Origin of the sequence: Mesorhizobium sp. CA7, from assembly GCF_020165015.1 — a bacterium.
Lineage (GTDB): Bacteria > Pseudomonadota > Alphaproteobacteria > Rhizobiales > Rhizobiaceae > Mesorhizobium.
In genome coordinates this window covers 103,243-119,605 of record NZ_JAIUHH010000002.1, presented here as the reverse complement: position 1 = coordinate 119,605, position 16,363 = coordinate 103,243, and the positions used below count along the sequence as shown (strand labels likewise).

The 16,363-nt window shown below is 63.0% G+C and carries 14 protein-coding genes; 5 read left to right on the top strand and 9 right to left on the bottom strand.

What is annotated here, in order from left to right; translation table 11 throughout:
• The first annotated feature begins 144 nt into the window (after positions 1–144).
• The 4 genes from LB552_RS05310 (at position 145) to LB552_RS05295 (ending at position 3,290) form a co-directional block, all read left to right on the top strand.
• Positions 145–2,004: a propionyl-CoA synthetase gene (locus LB552_RS05310; protein ID WP_411965538.1), complete on the top strand. Its 1,860-nt coding sequence runs from the start codon at positions 145–147 to the stop codon at positions 2,002–2,004.
• A gap of 122 nt (positions 2,005–2,126) precedes the next feature.
• A complete protein-coding gene (locus tag LB552_RS05305) occupies positions 2,127–2,267 on the top strand; it encodes a hypothetical protein (protein WP_224602456.1) in 141 nt (46 codons plus the stop codon).
• Between the two features lie 15 nt (positions 2,268–2,282).
• Positions 2,283–2,426 (top strand): hypothetical protein, encoded by a 144-nt coding sequence (locus tag LB552_RS05300; RefSeq protein WP_224602454.1) that lies wholly within the window; start codon positions 2,283–2,285, stop codon positions 2,424–2,426.
• Between the two features lie 150 nt (positions 2,427–2,576).
• Entirely contained in the window at positions 2,577–3,290 is a 714-nt protein-coding gene (locus LB552_RS05295; RefSeq protein WP_224602451.1) for a metallophosphoesterase, read from the top strand.
• 62 nt (positions 3,291–3,352) lie between these two features.
• Here the strand turns inward: LB552_RS05295 and LB552_RS05290 are convergent, their stop codons facing one another.
• The 6 genes from LB552_RS05290 to LB552_RS05265 form a co-directional block, all read right to left on the bottom strand.
• Positions 3,353–5,734 (bottom strand): polysaccharide biosynthesis tyrosine autokinase, encoded by a 2,382-nt coding sequence (locus LB552_RS05290; RefSeq protein WP_224527074.1) that lies wholly within the window; start codon positions 5,732–5,734, stop codon positions 3,353–3,355.
• Positions 5,735–5,901: 167 nt separating this feature from the next.
• Positions 5,902–6,798: a UTP--glucose-1-phosphate uridylyltransferase GalU gene (galU, locus tag LB552_RS05285; RefSeq protein WP_095766145.1), complete on the bottom strand. Its 897-nt coding sequence runs from the start codon at positions 6,796–6,798 to the stop codon at positions 5,902–5,904.
• Positions 6,799–6,826: 28 nt separating this feature from the next.
• On the bottom strand, positions 6,827–7,813 hold the full coding sequence (locus tag LB552_RS05280; protein ID WP_224602449.1) for a glycosyltransferase family 2 protein: 987 nt from the start codon (positions 7,811–7,813) through the stop codon (positions 6,827–6,829).
• The gene (locus tag LB552_RS05275; RefSeq protein ID WP_224527078.1) at positions 7,803–8,741 is read right to left on the bottom strand and encodes a glycosyltransferase; all 939 of its coding nucleotides are present in this window, start codon (positions 8,739–8,741) and stop codon (positions 7,803–7,805) included. The genes LB552_RS05280 and LB552_RS05275 overlap by 11 nt, the downstream gene beginning before the upstream one ends.
• Entirely contained in the window at positions 8,741–9,730 is a 990-nt protein-coding gene (locus LB552_RS05270) for a glycosyltransferase family 2 protein (protein ID WP_224602447.1), read from the bottom strand. The genes LB552_RS05275 and LB552_RS05270 overlap by 1 nt, the downstream gene beginning before the upstream one ends.
• 26 nt (positions 9,731–9,756) lie before the next feature.
• Positions 9,757–10,929, bottom strand: a complete 1,173-nt coding sequence (locus tag LB552_RS05265) for a glycosyl transferase family 1 (RefSeq protein WP_224602445.1) — start codon at positions 10,927–10,929, stop codon at positions 9,757–9,759.
• A gap of 279 nt (positions 10,930–11,208) precedes the next feature.
• On the opposite strand from LB552_RS05265, the gene LB552_RS05260 reads away from it, so the two are divergent.
• A complete protein-coding gene (locus LB552_RS05260) occupies positions 11,209–12,579 on the top strand; it encodes a polysaccharide pyruvyl transferase family protein (protein WP_224602443.1) in 1,371 nt (456 codons plus the stop codon).
• Here LB552_RS05260 and LB552_RS05255 read toward each other — a convergent pair.
• The 3 genes from LB552_RS05255 to LB552_RS05245 form a co-directional block, all read right to left on the bottom strand.
• Positions 12,481–13,947, bottom strand: coding sequence for a lipopolysaccharide biosynthesis protein (locus LB552_RS05255; protein WP_224602441.1), 1,467 nt, complete (start codon positions 13,945–13,947; stop codon positions 12,481–12,483). The two genes, LB552_RS05260 and LB552_RS05255, sit on opposite strands and share 99 nt — an antisense overlap.
• Positions 13,944–15,134 (bottom strand): glycosyltransferase, encoded by a 1,191-nt coding sequence (locus tag LB552_RS05250; RefSeq protein WP_224602438.1) that lies wholly within the window; start codon positions 15,132–15,134, stop codon positions 13,944–13,946. Before LB552_RS05250 ends, LB552_RS05255 begins: the two co-directional genes overlap by 4 nt.
• 143 nt (positions 15,135–15,277) lie before the next feature.
• Positions 15,278–16,357: a glycosyltransferase gene (locus LB552_RS05245; RefSeq protein ID WP_224602436.1), complete on the bottom strand. Its 1,080-nt coding sequence runs from the start codon at positions 16,355–16,357 to the stop codon at positions 15,278–15,280.
• Positions 16,358–16,363: the final 6 nt, after the last annotated feature.

The window sequence follows — 16,363 nt, the reverse complement described above, 5'->3', positions numbered from 1 at the left end:
GTTTTTACGCAATTCCGGACGGAAACCGTTTCACACTTTTTCCTGGAATTGCTCTAAGCTATTCCCAGACGGCAGAATGTCCTGGGAGGAAGGCGGATGGCCTCACGCTACCGCGAAGTCTATGAGAACTGGAAACGCGACCCCGTGGGGTTCTGGGCCGAGGCGGCCAAGGCGATCGACTGGTATAGGCCGGCCGAGAGTGTCTTCGATCCAAAAGCCGGCGTTTATGGCCGCTGGTTCGTCGGCGCCAGCTGCAACACCTGCTTCAACGCCATCGACCGCCATGTGGCGGGCGGCCGCGCCGACCAGCTGGCGCTGATCCACGACAGCGCGATCACCGGCACGGTGCGGAAATTCACCTATACGGAGCTAAAGCGCGAGGTGGTCGCGTTGGCGTCGGTGCTGAGGCATCGCGGCATCGGCAAGGGCGACCGCGTCATCATCTATATGCCGATGGTGGCGGAAGCCGCTATCGCCATGCTTGCCTGCGCGAGGCTAGGCGCCGTGCACTCGGTGGTGTTCGGCGGCTTCGCCTCGCACGAGCTCGCCACCCGCATCGACGACGCCAAGCCGAAGCTGATCATCACCGCCTCCTGCGGCCTGGAGCCAGGCCGCGTCGTCGCCTACAAGCCGCTGCTCGACAAGGCGATTGAGATGTCGAAGCACAAGCCGGACGCCTGCCTCATCCTGCAGCGCGAGCAGCTGCGCTGCGAGATGCACGACAATTACGACTTCGACTATGCCGATGCGGTTGCGCGCGAACGCGCCGCCGGCGCCAATGTCGACTGCGTGCCGGTTTTAGCCACCGACCCGCTCTACATCATCTACACCTCCGGGACGACCGGGCAGCCGAAAGGCATCGTGCGCGACAATGGCGGCCACATGGTCGCGCTGAAATGGACCATGGACAACGAGTTCGGCGTCAAGCCGGGCGAGGTGTTCTGGGCGGCTTCCGATGTCGGCTGGGTGGTCGGCCATTCCTATATCGTCTACGGACCGCTTCTGCATGGCTGCACCAGCGTGCTGTTCGAAGGCAAGCCGATCGGCACGCCGGACGCCGGCACCTACTGGCGGGTGATCTCTGAGCATGGCGTGGTGGCGCTGTTCACCGCGCCGACCGCGTTCCGCGCCATCAAGGGGCAGGATCCCAAGGGCGAGTTCGTGCCGAAATACGACCTGTCGAAGTTCCGCACGCTGTTCCTTGCCGGCGAGCGCGCCGACCCGGAAACGATCAAATGGGCGGAGCAGAAGCTCGACCGTCCCGTCATCGACCATTGGTGGCAGACCGAGACCGGTTCGCCGATGACGATCAATCCGGCGGGGCTCGGGCTGTTACCGGTGAAATACGGCTCGCCCGGGGTGCCGATGCCGGGCTACGACATTCGCATCCTCGACGATGCCGGCCACGAGGTGGCGCGCGGCACGCTCGGCAATGTCGTGGTCAAGCTGCCGCTGCCCGCCGGCTGCCTGCCGACGCTGTGGAACGCCGACGCCCGTTTCCGCCAGGCTTACCTCGAGGAGTTCCCCGGCTACTACAAGACGGCTGACGCCGGCATGATGGACGAGGACGGCTACCTCTATGTGATGGCCCGCACCGATGACATTATCAACGTCGCCGGCCACCGGCTCTCGACCGGCGCCATGGAAGAGGTGCTGGCGGCTCATCCCGATGTCGCCGAATGCGCGGTCATTGGCATTGCCGATGCCATGAAGGGCCAGGTGCCGCTCGGCTTCGTCGTGCTCAATGCCGGCGTGTCGCGCGATAGCGGCACGATCGAAAGTGAGGTTGTCGGGCTGGTGCGCGAGCGGATCGGCCCGGTTGCGGCCTTCAAGACCGTGGTGACGATCAAGCGGCTGCCCAAGACCCGCTCCGGCAAGATCCTGCGCGGCACGATGCAGAAGATCGCCGACAAGGAGGAATGGACCATGCCGGCGACGATCGATGATCCGGCGATCCTGGACGAGATCACGGCGGCGCTGAAGGGACGCGGCATCGGGGTGTAGTCGCCGGTAGACGAACCGCGTTAAGGATCAATTTACCAATTTGTACCGCACTGCAATCGCTTATTGTGCAGCGCAGCAACAGACTTTAAAGTTTGCGTGGGGGGCCATACCGAAGGCACCGCATGGCCCAGCACAAGACGACATTCGGCGGCGTCGATATACTGCGATTCCTGGCTGCCGTCATGGTGATGTTCTATCACAGTCTGTCGGCTGTCGCGCTGATGGCATTGTCGCTGCGCCTCGACCTTTCCTGGCCCGGCTGACGGCGGATCGGGCCGATGACCTATCCGCTCTATCTCATCCATGATGTCGTCGGCGCGGCCATGATCGCGGTGAGCTGGCTGATCGCGACCGAGGCCGAGCCGCGCATCCGGCTGCTCTTGGATCACACGCTGTTCCGCTATTGGTTGAAGGCCGCCTGACGACGCGACTGCCGATCGCGCGCCGGTGTGGAATTGTTTGCATTCGGCATGATATCGAGGCGCAGATCAGTGCAAGTAGCCGAGCCTCAATCCGTGAATCTTTTCCAACGATCGAGACGCCCTCGACCCGCGCCACGCGAGCGCCTCGTCATGGACATGCGCGACATGGTCGTCTACGCAATCGGCGACGTGCATGGCTGCCACGACGAATTGCGTGCGCTGGAGCAAAAGATCCAAGTCGATGCGCAGCGCTTCAGCGGGCGCAAGATCATCATCATGCTGGGCGACTATATCGACCGCGGGCCGCATTCGCGGCGCGTGATCGACCATCTGATGGCGCCGCCGCCGAAGGGCTTCCAGCGCATCTGCCTCGTGGGAAATCATGAAGTCGCGCTGCTCCTCTATCTGGATGGTCATCTCTCGCGCGAAACCTGGCTCGGCTATGGCGGCCGCGAAACCCTGTTCTCCTACGGCGTTGACCCTGACCGGCTGATGAGCCTCTACGGTTCGAGCGAGCAGGCGGATGCGCGCATACGCGAGGCCATTCCAGCCAGCCATGTCGACTTCCTGCGCACGCTGCCGGCGATGGTCTGCTCCGAGCATTTCGTCTTCGTGCATGCCGGCATCCGTCCCGGCGTGGCGCTCGAGGCGCAGGACGAGGGCGATCTGCTCAACATCCGCGAGGAGTTCTTCCAGGCGGCGCACCGTCTCGACCGCTGGGTGGTGCACGGACACACGATCGTGGATGTTCCGTCACTCGACGGACGCCGGCTCGACATCGACACCGGCGCCTTTCAAACGGGACGACTGACGGCGCTCAGGATCGTCGGCAAATACGGCCGGCTGCTGTCTTCGAGGGATTAGGACGGTTCACGCTCCTAGGCTGAACCGCCCCCGATCTCTGTCTTTCCGAACGGAACCACGCCTCAGGCGGCCTGCTTGGGACGCTGCTCCGATTTTTCCAGATAGTAGCTCGAATAGCGGTCGAAGAACCTTTCCGAGCCGCCGAGCGAGCCGTATTTCGCCAGCTTCTTCAGATCGACCTTGTTGAGCACTGCGCCGATCACCTTATTGGCGATATAAGGCTCGGATTCCAGCATCGAGCGCACCATGTTGCGGGGCGTGCGGCCCCATTCGGTGACCAGCACAAAGCCGTCAACCAGCGGTGCGAAGGCCTTGGCGTCGACGACGGGTCCGAGCGGCGGCAGATCGACGATGATGTATTCGAACGTCTCCTTGGCGTTTTCGATGAAGCGCCGCATGCCGGCCGAGCCCAGAAGCTCGCTGGTGTGCGAGAATTGGCCGCGCAGCACGGCGGGAATGATCGCCAGCTTGGTCTGGCGATCGACCTTGCCGACGGACTGCCAGCTCTGGCCGTTGACCACCGCTTCCATCAGGCCCTGCTCGGCCTCCATGCCGAGGCTGCGGCTCAGGCCCGGATTGCGCAGGTCGCCGTCGATGAGCAAGGTCTTGGCACCGTTGGCCGCGAGCAGGCCGGCCAGGTTCGCGGCCACCGTTGACTTGCCTTCCCCAGGCAGCACCGAAATGACGCCGATGACCCGGCTGCTGCGGTCTTCCATCACCACGTCGAAGGCGATCTTGGCGTTACGCAGCGTCTCGGCGAACATCGAGGCCGGGGCGTCGATGCTGACGCGCATGCGCGCCCGTCTCTCAGCCGCGGAGAGGCTGGCCACCTTGCCGTCGGCCGGCAGGTCGTCGGCTTTGGTATCCTTGGCTTTGCCGCCGCCGATCGTCGGCAGATAACCGAGGAATTTCAGGCCGACGCGGTCGCGAACGTCCTCGCCCGTCCTGAAGAAACGCTCGTTGAACTCGTTGAGGCCGCCGAAGCCGGCGCCAAGCATCAGGCCGAGCACCAGCGAGAGCGCCAGCACGCGCAAGGTGCGCGGGCTGGAGGCCGCGAGCGGCATCGTCGCGTCGGAAATGATGCGGACCTTGCCGACCGGGAAGGATTGCTGCTGCGAAGCTTCCTCATAGCGGCTGAGGAAGGTCTGATAGAGCGTGGTGAGCGCCTGTGCCTGCTGATCGAGCTCCTTGAGCTTCACCTGTGACTGGTTGTCGATCGAGCTCTTGCCGGCAGCGGTGGAAATCTTGTCGCGCAAAGCAGTTTCGCGCGCCTGCGCCACCTCGAAATCGTTGCGGTAGCTTTCGGTGAGCTGTTTCAACTGGTCGAAGATCTGCGCCGAGACATCGGCCTTTTCCTTGGCCAGCGCGACCGCTTGCGGGTGATCCTTGCCGAAATTAGTCTCGATGTCCTGCAGACGCTTGGCAATGGCCAGATAGCGGGTCTTGAGCGCGATGATGACCGAGCTGCTCGGCTGGTCGGCGCCGATGGCCGAATCGTTGAAGGCGCTTTCGGAACCGCTTTCGACGATCGCCTTGTATTGCTGATAGCGGGCGCTGGCTCTGGCGGTATCGGCCTGGGCGACGATGAGCTGTGCGTTGAGATCGGCGAGTTGCTTGTCGCTCAGGAGCTGGCCGTCACTGTTGGCAGACAATCCATGTTCGGCCCTGAACTTCTCGACGGCCAGGGCTGCCCGCTGAGAGCTCTCACGCAACTCCGTGAGCCGGCCCTGTAGCCACAAGGCCGCGCGCTCGGTGGCGTCGAAGCTGGCGTTGAGCTGGTCGGCCAGATAGGCGTCGGCGTAGGCCTTGGTGATGGCCGTGGCGAGTGCCGGATTTGTCGACTGATAACCGATGCTGATGACGTTGGCACGGCCGACGCGATCCGCCATCAACCCGGTCTGCAGCATGAGAACCGCGTAATCGTGGGTCGCGGTCTTGATCATGGCTTCGCGCGTCGCGGCGTCGACATTCTCGATGCCGGGGAGCTCGTTTGCCGAGCTGCCGCGGAAATAGCCGACAATACTGCGCAGGAACCCCACACCTTTGGCCAAAGCCGACTGCGGCGGGCTCATGAAGTCCGGGTTTTGATCGAGCTTCAGCTTGTCGACCACCACAGACGCCAGCCGCGCCGAGTTGAGAACCTCTATCTGGCTGAGAATCGTCGCGTCCGTTTGCACCGTGGCGCTCGCAGCCGAGATGTCGTCAACGACCTTGTTCAGCCCTTCATCAATCAAAACGCTGGCGACCGCCGTATACTGCTTGGGCGTAGTCTGCAGATAGATGACGCCCAGGCACAGACCGATAATGGCGCAGACCGCCACCACCTTGGCCTGTCGGGCGGCCATGCCAAGCAGACGCTCGATATCGATGAAGTCTTCACCCTTTTCCGGATCGGTGCTGGGCAACGGCATCCTCTTGTCGAGGGGGAAGGTGGCATAGTTCATTTTCGGTCCAATTCCAGGTTGCAGGCGCTATCGGCCTTGGTAGATTGGCGTCGTGACCAGAAAAGACCGCGCAACGTTGCTGCCAGGATGCGCCGGGCCGGAAGGCCCGGGCGCTGGTGTGGCTGTCGCGCCATCGCGAAACCGCATATGCACCCGAAAGATGGGCATTATGCGGCCACTTCCCGGCGCTCATGCGACCGGACAAATTGCTGCAGCATCTCGAAGACAGGGCCCTTCATGTCGTCGCGCGCCAGGGCGAAGGCGATGGTGGCCTCGATGAAGCCCTCCTTGGAGCCGCAGTCGAACATGCGGCCGTCGAAAGGCCGGGCGTAGAAAGACTGGCTTTGGGCCAGCCGCACCATGGCGTCGGTGAGCTGGATTTCGTTGCCGGCGCCGCGCTGCTGATTGCCGAGCAGGGCAAAGATCTCCGGCTGCAGAACGTAGCGGCCGTTGATGTAGAAATTCGACGGCGCATTGGCCGGCGCGGGTTTTTCGACCATCGCCGTCACTTCGAAGCCGGATGCCACGTCGGCGCCGCGGCCGACAATGCCGTATTTGCTGGTTTCGGCCGGGTCGCAGCGCTCGACGGCGATCACATTGCCGCCGGTCCGCTGATAGAGATCGACCGTCTCGGCGAGGCAGCCGCGCGCGCCGAAGGACACCATGTCGGGAAGCAGCAGCGCGAAAGGCTCATTGCCGATCACCTCGCGCGCGCACCATACGGCGTGGCCGAGGCCCTGCGGCGACTGCTGACGGATGAAGGAGGTGGCGCCGGCCTCCGGCAGCAGGCTTTCCAGCGCTTCGAGCTGCGCTTTCTTGCCGGTCTGCTCCAGCGTGCCGATCAGTTCAGGATGCAGGTCGAAATAGTCCTCGATGACCGCCTTGTTGCGGCCGGTGACGAAGACGATGTGCTCGATGCCGGCTTCGAACGCCTCGTCGACGGCATATTGCACGACAGGCTTGTCGACGACGGGCAGCATCTCCTTCGGCATCGACTTGGTCGCCGGCAGGAACCGCGTTCCGAGCCCCGCCACCGGGATGACTGCCTTCCTGACTTTCTGCATCTGCTCTTCCTTCTGAGAGAAAAGATTTCTACCTGTCGCCGGCTATCAAATCGCCCGCATGCTTAATCTCCCCACGCCCACGGCGAATTTGCGCCGCAAGCCTTCTGAGCCGAACCGCGATCGGCATCGACATATGCCCGATGGCGGCCGGATCCCTGAGCGCCGCGCCGATCGCCTTGAGCGGGGCGCGTGCCTTGATGTGCTGAACCAGGGACAGGAACGACGCCGCCTTGCGCAGGCTGCGGCCACGCCTTGCGAAAGCCGCCTTTGCGTCGCTGTCCATGGGATATGCCGCCGCGAACAGGGCATCGGCGCGCGTCATCGCCTCGACGTGATGCAGTTCGAGCACGCGCGAGATCGAGCCGGTGCGGATGTGGTAGGCATAACCGACGGTCGGCTCGACCACGCAACGGCCGCCGCTGGCCAGCGCGCTTGCGAGCAGAATGTAATCCTCGCCGATGCGCAGCCTCTCGTCGTAGCGCAGCTTGTTGTCGTTGAGGAACCGGCGCTGGAAGATCGGCTTGAGATAGCCGAAATTGAAGCGCGATTCGAAGACCAGATTGCCGGCGATGTAGTCGGCCAACGAGATTTCGCGGAAGCCTTCGAGATAGCCGGCCGGGAACATGGTGTCATCGGGCGTGCCGTCCTCGCGCACGATCTGCACATTGTCGACCGCAATCTGGGCGCCCGCCGCTTCGGCGCGTGAGATCATCATGGCAAGGCGACCGGGAAGGACCGCGTCGTCGGAATCGAGCACCGCCACCCAGCGGCCGCGCGCCAGGTCGAGGCCGGCATTGCGGGCGCCGCCCGGACCGCGATTGGCGGGCAGCGCCACCACCTTGACGACATCTTGCGGATAAGCACGCGCCACATCCAGCGTGCCGTCGCTCGACTGGTCGTCGACGACGATGACCTCGACGGTCACGCCGAGTTGCGCGATCGCGCAGGCGATGGCGCGGTCGAGAGTCGCCTCGGCGTTGTAGGCGGCGATGACGAAGCTGACGTCAGGCTGCACGCTTGTTCCCTTGTTCTGGCGACGTGAGGCCGTATTGGCGGATTTCACGGACGCCGACCAAACCGCTGACGACACCAACGTGCATAATGCCGCGCAGCACGCTGCGGTTCCGCTGCACCGGGCTGATGGCGGTCAAAATAGCCATGCCGAAGCAGTAGGCAGCCTTGGCCGAAGCGAGCCCGACCTGACCGGCGCGACGCAACCCGCCGGCGCCGTGTCCTATCAGGTGGCCATGCGTCTGGCCGAAGCGGAAGCGGCGGCGGCGCAGCCAGTCGAACGCGGCCCTGGCACGCGGCACGACCTCGTCGACGAAGGCTTGCGGAGCAAAGGCGATGCGGCCGCCGGCCTTGACCATAGCATCGAAGAACTCGGTGTCCTCGCCGCCGGTCTGGCCGCGCGCCAGGCTGAAGCGTCGGCCGCGAAGGCTCGCGTCGGCCATTTTGAGCAACACGTTGCAGGTGTAGCCGGTGCGGATCTCGCCGCGCACCCAGACCGGCAAGGTGGAATGGAAGTCGCCCTTCTGCATCCAGTCCGGCGCGTCGGGGCGGTAATGCGCCCGCACCGGACCGAGCACCGCCGCAGCGCCCGTGGCATCGGCCGCCGCCATCAATTCGACCAGCCAGCGGGGCGACGCCGTCTCGTCGTCATCGATGAAGGCAACGAAGTCCGACACGCTGGCGTCGAGACAGGCGTTGCGGGCAATCGAGATGTTGCGCGCCGGCGCGTGACGATAGCGGACCGGCAGCTTCAATTCCTCGGCCAATGCTCTCACCAGCTTCTGCGCGCCGGGCTCATCGTCATTGTCGGCAACGACGATGCCAATCTCGGCTCCCGCCGGCTTCTCCAGCGCGGCGACGGAGCGCAGCGTGTCGGCCAGCTCCGGCCGACGGAAAGTGCAGATGCAGATGTCGATCGAGCGCCCGGTCATCACGCCACCTTGCGCTGCAATCGAGACGCCAGAAGCTGCTGCCAGAAACCGGCCGACCAGCCGAAATGCATGACCATCGCCGAGACGCCGGCGAGCGCTATGCCTGCGTTGCGCTGGCGTATCGCCGTCACCAGGCCGTAACCGAGGCACACCGCCGCCCATAAGAGGAACGGCAGCGCCGCCAGCCAGTGGACGAAGGAAAACAGGGCGAGCAGCACCACGGGCGCAACCAGCAGCGGAATCATCTGCCGAACCTTCGGCACCATGCGGTGCTTCAGCACGTTCCTGGCGCGACCGCGGCCATAGCCGAGATACTGGAAATAGAGGCTCTTCAGCGTCGAGCGCGGATAATAGACCATCTGCGTCCTGCCGCTCATCCAGATCCGGTAGCCGGCCTGACGCAGGCGGTAGTCGAGCTCGGCGTCCTCATTGTGGCTGAAGCTCTCGTCGTAGCCGCCGACATGCCTGAAGGCGGCGACGCGCATCAGCGCATGGTGGCCGTGGTCGACCCATTCGCCTTCGGACATGTGCCGGTGCTTCGAGCCGCCGGTGCCGAGCTTGGAATTCTGCGCCGCCGCGACCGCCTTCTGCACGGCCCCGGTGCCGGCGGTCAGCATCGAAACGACGACCGAATCGGCGCCGGTGGCAAGGGCCTCCGCGACCAGCCGGTCGCAGTAGTCGTCCGGATAGCCGCCATGCGCGTCGATGCGGATGAGGTAGTCGACGCCTTCGCCAAGGGCCGCCACCGCGAGATTGATGGCGGCGCTCTGGAGGCGCTTCGGATTGGCGAGCAGGATAACCCGGGGATCCTTCGCCACGATTTTTTCGACGATGGCTTGCGTGCCGTCGGTGCTGCCGCCGTCGGCGACGACGATGCGGCCGCCGAGCCGGGCCGCCGCGGGCCGCAATTGGTCGAGCAGGCCGCCGATATGGGCGGCCTCGTTGAGGCAGGGAATGACGATCAGGATCGATGAGGTGGACTGCGCCATCGGTTTTTGTTCGCCCTGTTGCGCCATCACGCGGCCGCCTGTGTCGCAAAAGCCGAAGGCATGGCGGCGAGGCCACGCAGCTTGTCGACGAAGGCCGCGCAGTCGCTGCGGTCGTAGCTCCAGGTCTTCGGATTGCGCGCCGACACGCGCGACCTCAGGCCGCGATATTCATCTTGGTCCATCCGGCTCAGCATCGCCTCGAGGCTTTCGGGCGTCGCTTCGGGCAGGAGCACGCCGATATCCCGCTGCTTCAGGAACCTGCCGGTTTCGGTGTCCGCCATGGAGATCGGCACGGCGCCGAAGCGGCAGCCCTCGTAGAGGCGGTTGGGAAGCAGCCATTCGGAATTCTGGCCGGCCTCGAAAAAATCGATCGCCCAGGAGAAATGCACCTCACCGTAGATGGCTGCCATGTCCTCCGGATTGCGATAGGGGCCGCGGAAGGAAAGCCACGGCTCGGCCTCGACGAAACCGTGAAAGTCCGGAAATTCGGACAGCGCCGGACGGCCCCTGAGCACGACTTCGAAACGGCCCGCCTGCCGGCGGGCGAAATCGGCCAGCAGCTCCAGCGAGCGGCGGCAGCGCAGCGCGCCGAACCAGCCGATACGCCAGGGCGGCGGCAATGGGCTGTCGTCCTCGACAGAATGCGCGGCGACGACGGATGCTGCCTCGAAATATTTGTTCTCTATCAGCTCGACAGGTGCGACGATCTGCCCGAAAGGCTCGAAATAGTTGGCGATGAAGGCTGGCGAGCTCGTCACCAGAAGCTTCACGTCGCGCGCGAGATGGCGTTCGGCGCCACGCAGCGTCCTGCCGACGAAGTCGTCGCGCAGCACCAGGCGATGGATATCGAGGCATTCATAGACGATCGGCACGCTCGCCCCGAGCGCGCCGTTGGCGCGGCGGGCCAGCGCCAGCATTTCGAGGTTGCGCGCGATGATGAGATCAGGCTTGGGCACGGCGCCCAGCTTCGCGCCGATCGACATGGCTGCCTTGGCGACAGCGCCGATGCGCTGCGCGAATCGGCCGTCGCGCGTCGCGCCAAGGTCGACAGGCTCGATGCCTTCGATCTCGGCGACCGGGCTGGTGGTGCGGCGGAAGCCCGCCAGGGTGACCCTGGCGCCGCCTGCCTTGAGCATCTGTATTCTCCGGCGCACCGCCGGGTCGGATACGTCATGCACAAGGTACAAGACATGCAGCATGTAACTCGACCGCTGTTGGGCCCACCCATCGGGGATGCTAGTACAGCTTTTGCTGCATCGCAACAATTTTGGTGCGGCGTAGCAAGCGCCCGCACATTTTTTGTTGCACTGCAAAAATCATAAGCTACTCTCAGCCTGCTTGGCGTCGATCCGGATTTCGCGTTGGCTATCAGCGCGGAGCAGCACACCAGATCGCGACGCGGATCGCGTGTCAGCACTCCGGCAAACATGCCGTTTTAATCGACGTGGCCTGGCCGCGGATGCGAAACGAGGTCCCCCATGAAAGTCGTGATCGAAAATACAGTGTGTCTGAACACTGGCGATGCCGCGATCCTTTTGGCTATCCGCCATATTCTCAGATCGATCGTCGGCGGCGATGTGCAGTTCCTGGTTTTCGACAGTCAGCCCGACGTCGCGGCCAGGCTTTACCCGAAGAAAGATTACCCGGATCTCGAATTCCACAAGCTGCTGTCGGAATCCCTGTTCAAGGATCAGCATGGCGGCGGGATAAAGGGCCGGCTCAAGTCGATCTACAATCGGGGAGTCTTGCGCGCCTTGCGCCGCTTTGCCCAAAACGGCGCCAGCAGCGTGTTCTTCAGCAGAAGCGACCGCCACGGCCTTGAGGCCTATGCGAGCGCCGACCTGGTGGTCACGACAGGCGGAACCTATCTCGTCGAGAACTACGATCTTGAAAAGCGGCTCAATCAATTCCGCATCGATGCGATCTTGGGCAAGGACCCGATCTTCTTCACGCAATCGCTCGGCCCGTTCAAGAAAAGTTACAATCGCCAGGAGCTAGGCCCGATCTTCGATCGGGCTCCGCTCATCCTGCTGCGTGATGAGCGATCCAGAAATCACATCCTGGATCTGGTGAAAGACCCCGGCAAATGCCATGTGGTCGCCGATGCCGTCTTTGCCCTGGCTGATACCGACAGGATCAAGAAACATCTCGGCAGCGCACCGGCGCCGACGGGCCGAGTCGCTATTTCCGTCCGCCACTGGAGCTTCGTCAGCGACGGTGAGGATGGCATGCGCCGCTATCTCGATTCGATCCGGGAGATCGCCACAATTCTTGTCAGGGACCACGCCAAGGAGGTGACCTTCATCTCAACCTGCCAGGGTGTGCCGGAATATGCCCATGACGACGCCAGGACTGCGCGGGCGATCGTGGCCGAACTCGACCCGGAAATCGCCGAACACGTCAATGTCGACGCCGCATTTCATACGCCCGACCAACTGATGGCGCTGGTGAAGGATTGCGACTTCGTCGTCGCCACGCGCATGCATATGATGATCATGTCGCTTTGCGTCGGCACACCGGTGCTGCCGATCGCCTATGAATTCAAAACCAAGGAAGTCGCCAAGCGCATCGGCGTCGACGACCTTCTGCTCGATATCGATACCGTGACGCCGTCGGAAGCAGCCGAAAAACTCGGCAGATTCATCGCCAGTCTCGACCACTATCGCCGGGCAAGCCTCGAGGCCGTGCTGGAAGAGCATGCGTCGGCAATGTCGGCAACCAGGCCGTTGTCCTCCTTGATAGGCAACCGCTCACCCAATGTTGCTGGCGACGTTGGCAAGAGTGGCGAACAACGCCTTGCGCGACTGCGGAACAGCAAGCATGAGGGCCAAGGCGAACCCGTAGTTTAGGACAACCGCCACAAGGATCGTGAGCAGGTCCGACTGATTGGTCAGCAAGGCCGGCAGCGACAGATACGAGAGCCAGGCGAGCAGGGACGAGACGATGAAGAGCCCCTGTATGCCCAGGAAATCGCCGGCGGTCACCGGGCCGACACGATGGATCAGGGCGGCAAGCACCGGGATGCGCAGCACGTAACCGCTGATGGCATAGGCAGCCGCGACGCCGATGGCGCCCCAATGCAGGCCGACGATGAAGGAGGCGACGGTCGTCAAAGACGAATAGATGCCCCAATGAAACATCGTCTTCGTCTTGCCCTGGCAGATGAATATCCACCCCGTGGTGCTCGATACGGACTGCATTAGGCCGGCGATGCCCAGCCAGGCGAAAATCGGCGCCACGGCCATCCAACGCTCGCCGAAGAGAAGCCTGACCACCTGCTCCGAAGTCAGAGTCAAGGTCGCAATGCCGGGCATGGTAATAACGGCCAGCAGCCAGTTTGTCCGGACATAGATGTCTCGAAATCGCTGCTTGTCCTCATGGATGCGGCTGAGCAGCGGCACCATGATACGCGTCAGCGGCTGGTTGATGTTCTGCAGCGGAAACAGCAGAAGCTTGTAGGCGCGATCATAGTAGCCCAGCTCGACCGCGCCGGAATATTTTCCGATGAGAATGTTGTCGAGGTTGCGAGACAGAAAATTGACAAGGTTGAAGCCCGTAAGATTCGCGCCGAACCTGAATATGTCGGCGTCGACCTTCAGATTCGGCCAAGACGGCGTCCAGCGCGTCACCAACCAGCCGGCAACCAGCGCTACGACAGCCGACACAGCCGGACCCAAAACCAGAGACCAATAGCCAAGCCCTAAATACGCCGCGGTTGCGGTAGCGAGCAGCCCTACGGCCGCGGTGATTGCGTCGTTGAGCGCAAGCTGGCCGAATTGCAGATGACGGTTCATCAGGGCAAGCGGCACGGCGGCAAGACTGCCAAAAAGCAGCGGCACGGCGGAAGCAAGTGTTATCCCCCACATTCGCTGATCACCGTAGAAAGCGGCAATGGCGGGGGCCAGGCAAGCCACGACCGCCCCGGCGCACAGGCCGACAACCGCGCTCAGCCAGAAAACTTGGTTGAGTTGCCGTTGATCGATCTCCTTGCGCTGGATGACCGCCTGTTGGAGGCCCAGATCCTGAAGCAGGCCGACGAAGGCCACGATCGGTCCCACGGAAGCCACCAGGCCGAAATCCTCGGGGACGAGCAGTCGGGCAAGGATGACGACCGAAAGGAACTGGATCGCTATCTTGAAGCCTTGCGCGCCGGCCGTGACCAGCCCGCCACGCAAGGCAACGCGACCAAATTGCGGGGGCGGCGGATTGGCATTCATGTGACGGATCCGGTCTCCCCTAGCCGCGCAACGATCTGCGCAAAGCGTTCATTCAAGTTATCGGCATTGAAATCGGCCTCGACCTTCCTTCGAGCGGCAAGCGCTATCGGCTCGCACAGGCCCGGGTTCTCGGCGATCCAGGTGAGTTTGCCGGCAAGCGCGGCGACGTCCCTTTCGAGCACGAGGAAGCCAGTCTTGCGATCCTCGATCAGCTCCGGAATCCCGGAATGGTAGGTGCTGACAGCGATCAGGCCGCCGGCCATCGCCTCCATGAGCGCAACCGGTATTCCTTCCAGATCGCCGTCTCGCCCGGCGACGCTTGGCAGCAGGAAGACATGGGCGTCGCGCAGGCGCTGCTTCACCTCGCCGTGCGGACGCGGTCCGAGGAAGGTCACCCTGTCGGCAATACCGAGGTCGACGGCGGTAAGCTTCAATTCCTCCAGCAATTCCCCGCCGCCGATCACGGAATAGGTCCAATCGCGGTGCGGCAGGCAAGCGAGGGCGCGAAGCGCATATTCGGTTCCCTTTTTCTCGGTCAGCCGGCAGACCGAGATGAAAGACAGCGTACGCCCCTGCCAGGAGCGCCAGCGATATTCGATCTCGCTTGGGCGAATGCCCATGTGGTGAACCGCGACTTGTGCCGGCGCGGCACCGGCATCGATCAGGGCCTGACGGAAGAATGCGTTCACAGGGAGCTGGAGAGCCCCTTGTTCGAAAACGGGCCTGTACTGGTCCAGAGTGCCGTCATGCAACGGCCTGCCGACATCGGTGCCATGGAATATGGTCACTAAAGGCGCGGAAATCCTGCGCCGCTTCATGACGCGGGCGACGCGCAGGCCGTTATGGCCAAAATGCGCCACGATCACATCGACGTTTCGCAGCTTTTGTGCGTTGGCCAGGTCGATGAAGGTCGAAAGCTTGTCCCAAAATCTGCCGGACCATTTCCGGAGCAGTGAGCGGTAGCGATTCAGGCCACCCCACCAGGAAACGACAGGGCCGGGCAATGTCTGCCAACGTGCATCGTCCACATTGCTATCCTTGCCAAAAGCCATCTCGTTGCAGACGACGCTGACTTTCATTCCCCTTTCAATGCATCCGGCAATCTGATCGAGCACGAATGTCTCGGACAGAGTGGGAAATTTATCGACTACGAAGCAGATCCTCATCGGCAGGATGTTCTCGCCCAAATCAGGCTGGAAACATCGCCGGCAGGGCCTGACGCATGCAGCATGAACTTCGACTCCTGTCGGCCCAACCTATTGCAGTTTTTTGCCGCATCGCAACATTTTTGGTGCAGTGCAGCAAACGGTTCCCTCTCCTTGCTTGCAAGCTACGCAGCGTGGCGGACGCCCTGCCGAGCCGCTCTTTCCAGCAGATCGAGAAACACCACCAATTGCCGCGCGGGATCGAGCTCCGGGCGCTTGGAGAAGGCCAGAGCCGAGGCCGAAAGCCGTTCGTATTCCTGGCGATCATTCCAAAGGCGCGTCACCGCCGACGCCCAGTCGGTAAGCGGGGCGTCGTAGTCGAGCACCACGCCGCCGGGACCAATGGCTTCGGGCAGGCCGCCGCGCCTCGAGCCCACGACAGGGATGCCGCTGCAATGCGCCTCGGACGCCACGCGGCCCCAGGCTTCCTCCCATTTGCTCGGGGCAAGCAGGATCCTGGTACGGCCATAGATCGTCTTCATATCGTCGGTGCGGTTTTCCAGCGTGACGTTCGAGAGCGGCGCGATGGTCTTTTCGATGCGGGCACGATGCTCGTCCTCCAGTTTCCAGCTCTCCACGAACAGGAAGGGAATCTCCGGGCAGGCGGCCGCAATCCTCACCGCCAGATCGAACCCCTTCTCCTCATAGGGATTGATCATGGTGACGAATTCGCCGGTCGTATGCGTGTAGTAGAGCGCGTCGTTGATGGTCGGCGGAAGCACGGTGGACTCGATGCCGAATTTTTCCTTGTAGGTGCGCGCCGTGAATTCCGAATTGGCGATGTACAAAGCCGAATTGAGTTCGCGCGGATCGCCGGCGAGCTCGTGAAATTCGACATTGTGCAGATAAACGACCAGCGGCACGCCTTCGGCAAGAAGCGCCTTTCCGAGCAGGACGGATTTGTGGCACTGCACGACCGCGACGTCCGGTGTGGTCTTCTCGACGGCGAAGCCGGCCGCCTCCCAGGGGAACCAGGCGCGCATCACCGGGTAGCCGGGGAAATTGTCGACAACCGCGGGCTGCCGCAACAGCTTCATCTTGGCGCGCGCCTTGAGGCCGAACATGCCGTCGCCGAACAGCGATGCGAGGACCGACGCCTGATGGCCGTGCTCGATCAGCTGTTCGACCAGGTGATGCGTGTTGGATTGCACGCCGCCGGTGAACTCGGGAATGTACCCGTTGCCGCTTGCAAAAAGCACTTTCATCGTTCT

What these genes read in the sequence shown, in the direction of transcription:
- LB552_RS05300 (WP_224602454.1), top strand. Translation starts at nt 2,283, where the DNA reads ATGACCTATCCGCTCTATCTCATCCATGATGTCGTCGGCGCGGCCATG.
- LB552_RS05270 (WP_224602447.1), bottom strand. Translation starts at nt 9,730, where the DNA reads ATGGCGCAGTCCACCTCATCGATCCTGATCGTCATTCCCTGCCTCAAC.
- LB552_RS05245 (WP_224602436.1), bottom strand. Translation starts at nt 16,357, where the DNA reads ATGAAAGTGCTTTTTGCAAGCGGCAACGGGTACATTCCCGAGTTCACC.
- LB552_RS05305 (WP_224602456.1), top strand. Translation starts at nt 2,127, where the DNA reads ATGGCCCAGCACAAGACGACATTCGGCGGCGTCGATATACTGCGATTC.
- LB552_RS05275 (WP_224527078.1), bottom strand. Translation starts at nt 8,741, where the DNA reads ATGACCGGGCGCTCGATCGACATCTGCATCTGCACTTTCCGTCGGCCG.
- LB552_RS05265 (WP_224602445.1), bottom strand. Translation starts at nt 10,929, where the DNA reads ATGCTGCATGTCTTGTACCTTGTGCATGACGTATCCGACCCGGCGGTG.
- LB552_RS05290 (WP_224527074.1), bottom strand. Translation starts at nt 5,734, where the DNA reads ATGAACTATGCCACCTTCCCCCTCGACAAGAGGATGCCGTTGCCCAGC.
- LB552_RS05255 (WP_224602441.1), bottom strand. Translation starts at nt 13,947, where the DNA reads ATGAATGCCAATCCGCCGCCCCCGCAATTTGGTCGCGTTGCCTTGCGT.
- LB552_RS05260 (WP_224602443.1), top strand. Translation starts at nt 11,209, where the DNA reads ATGAAAGTCGTGATCGAAAATACAGTGTGTCTGAACACTGGCGATGCC.
- galU (WP_095766145.1), bottom strand. Translation starts at nt 6,798, where the DNA reads ATGCAGAAAGTCAGGAAGGCAGTCATCCCGGTGGCGGGGCTCGGAACG.
- LB552_RS05295 (WP_224602451.1), top strand. Translation starts at nt 2,577, where the DNA reads ATGGACATGCGCGACATGGTCGTCTACGCAATCGGCGACGTGCATGGC.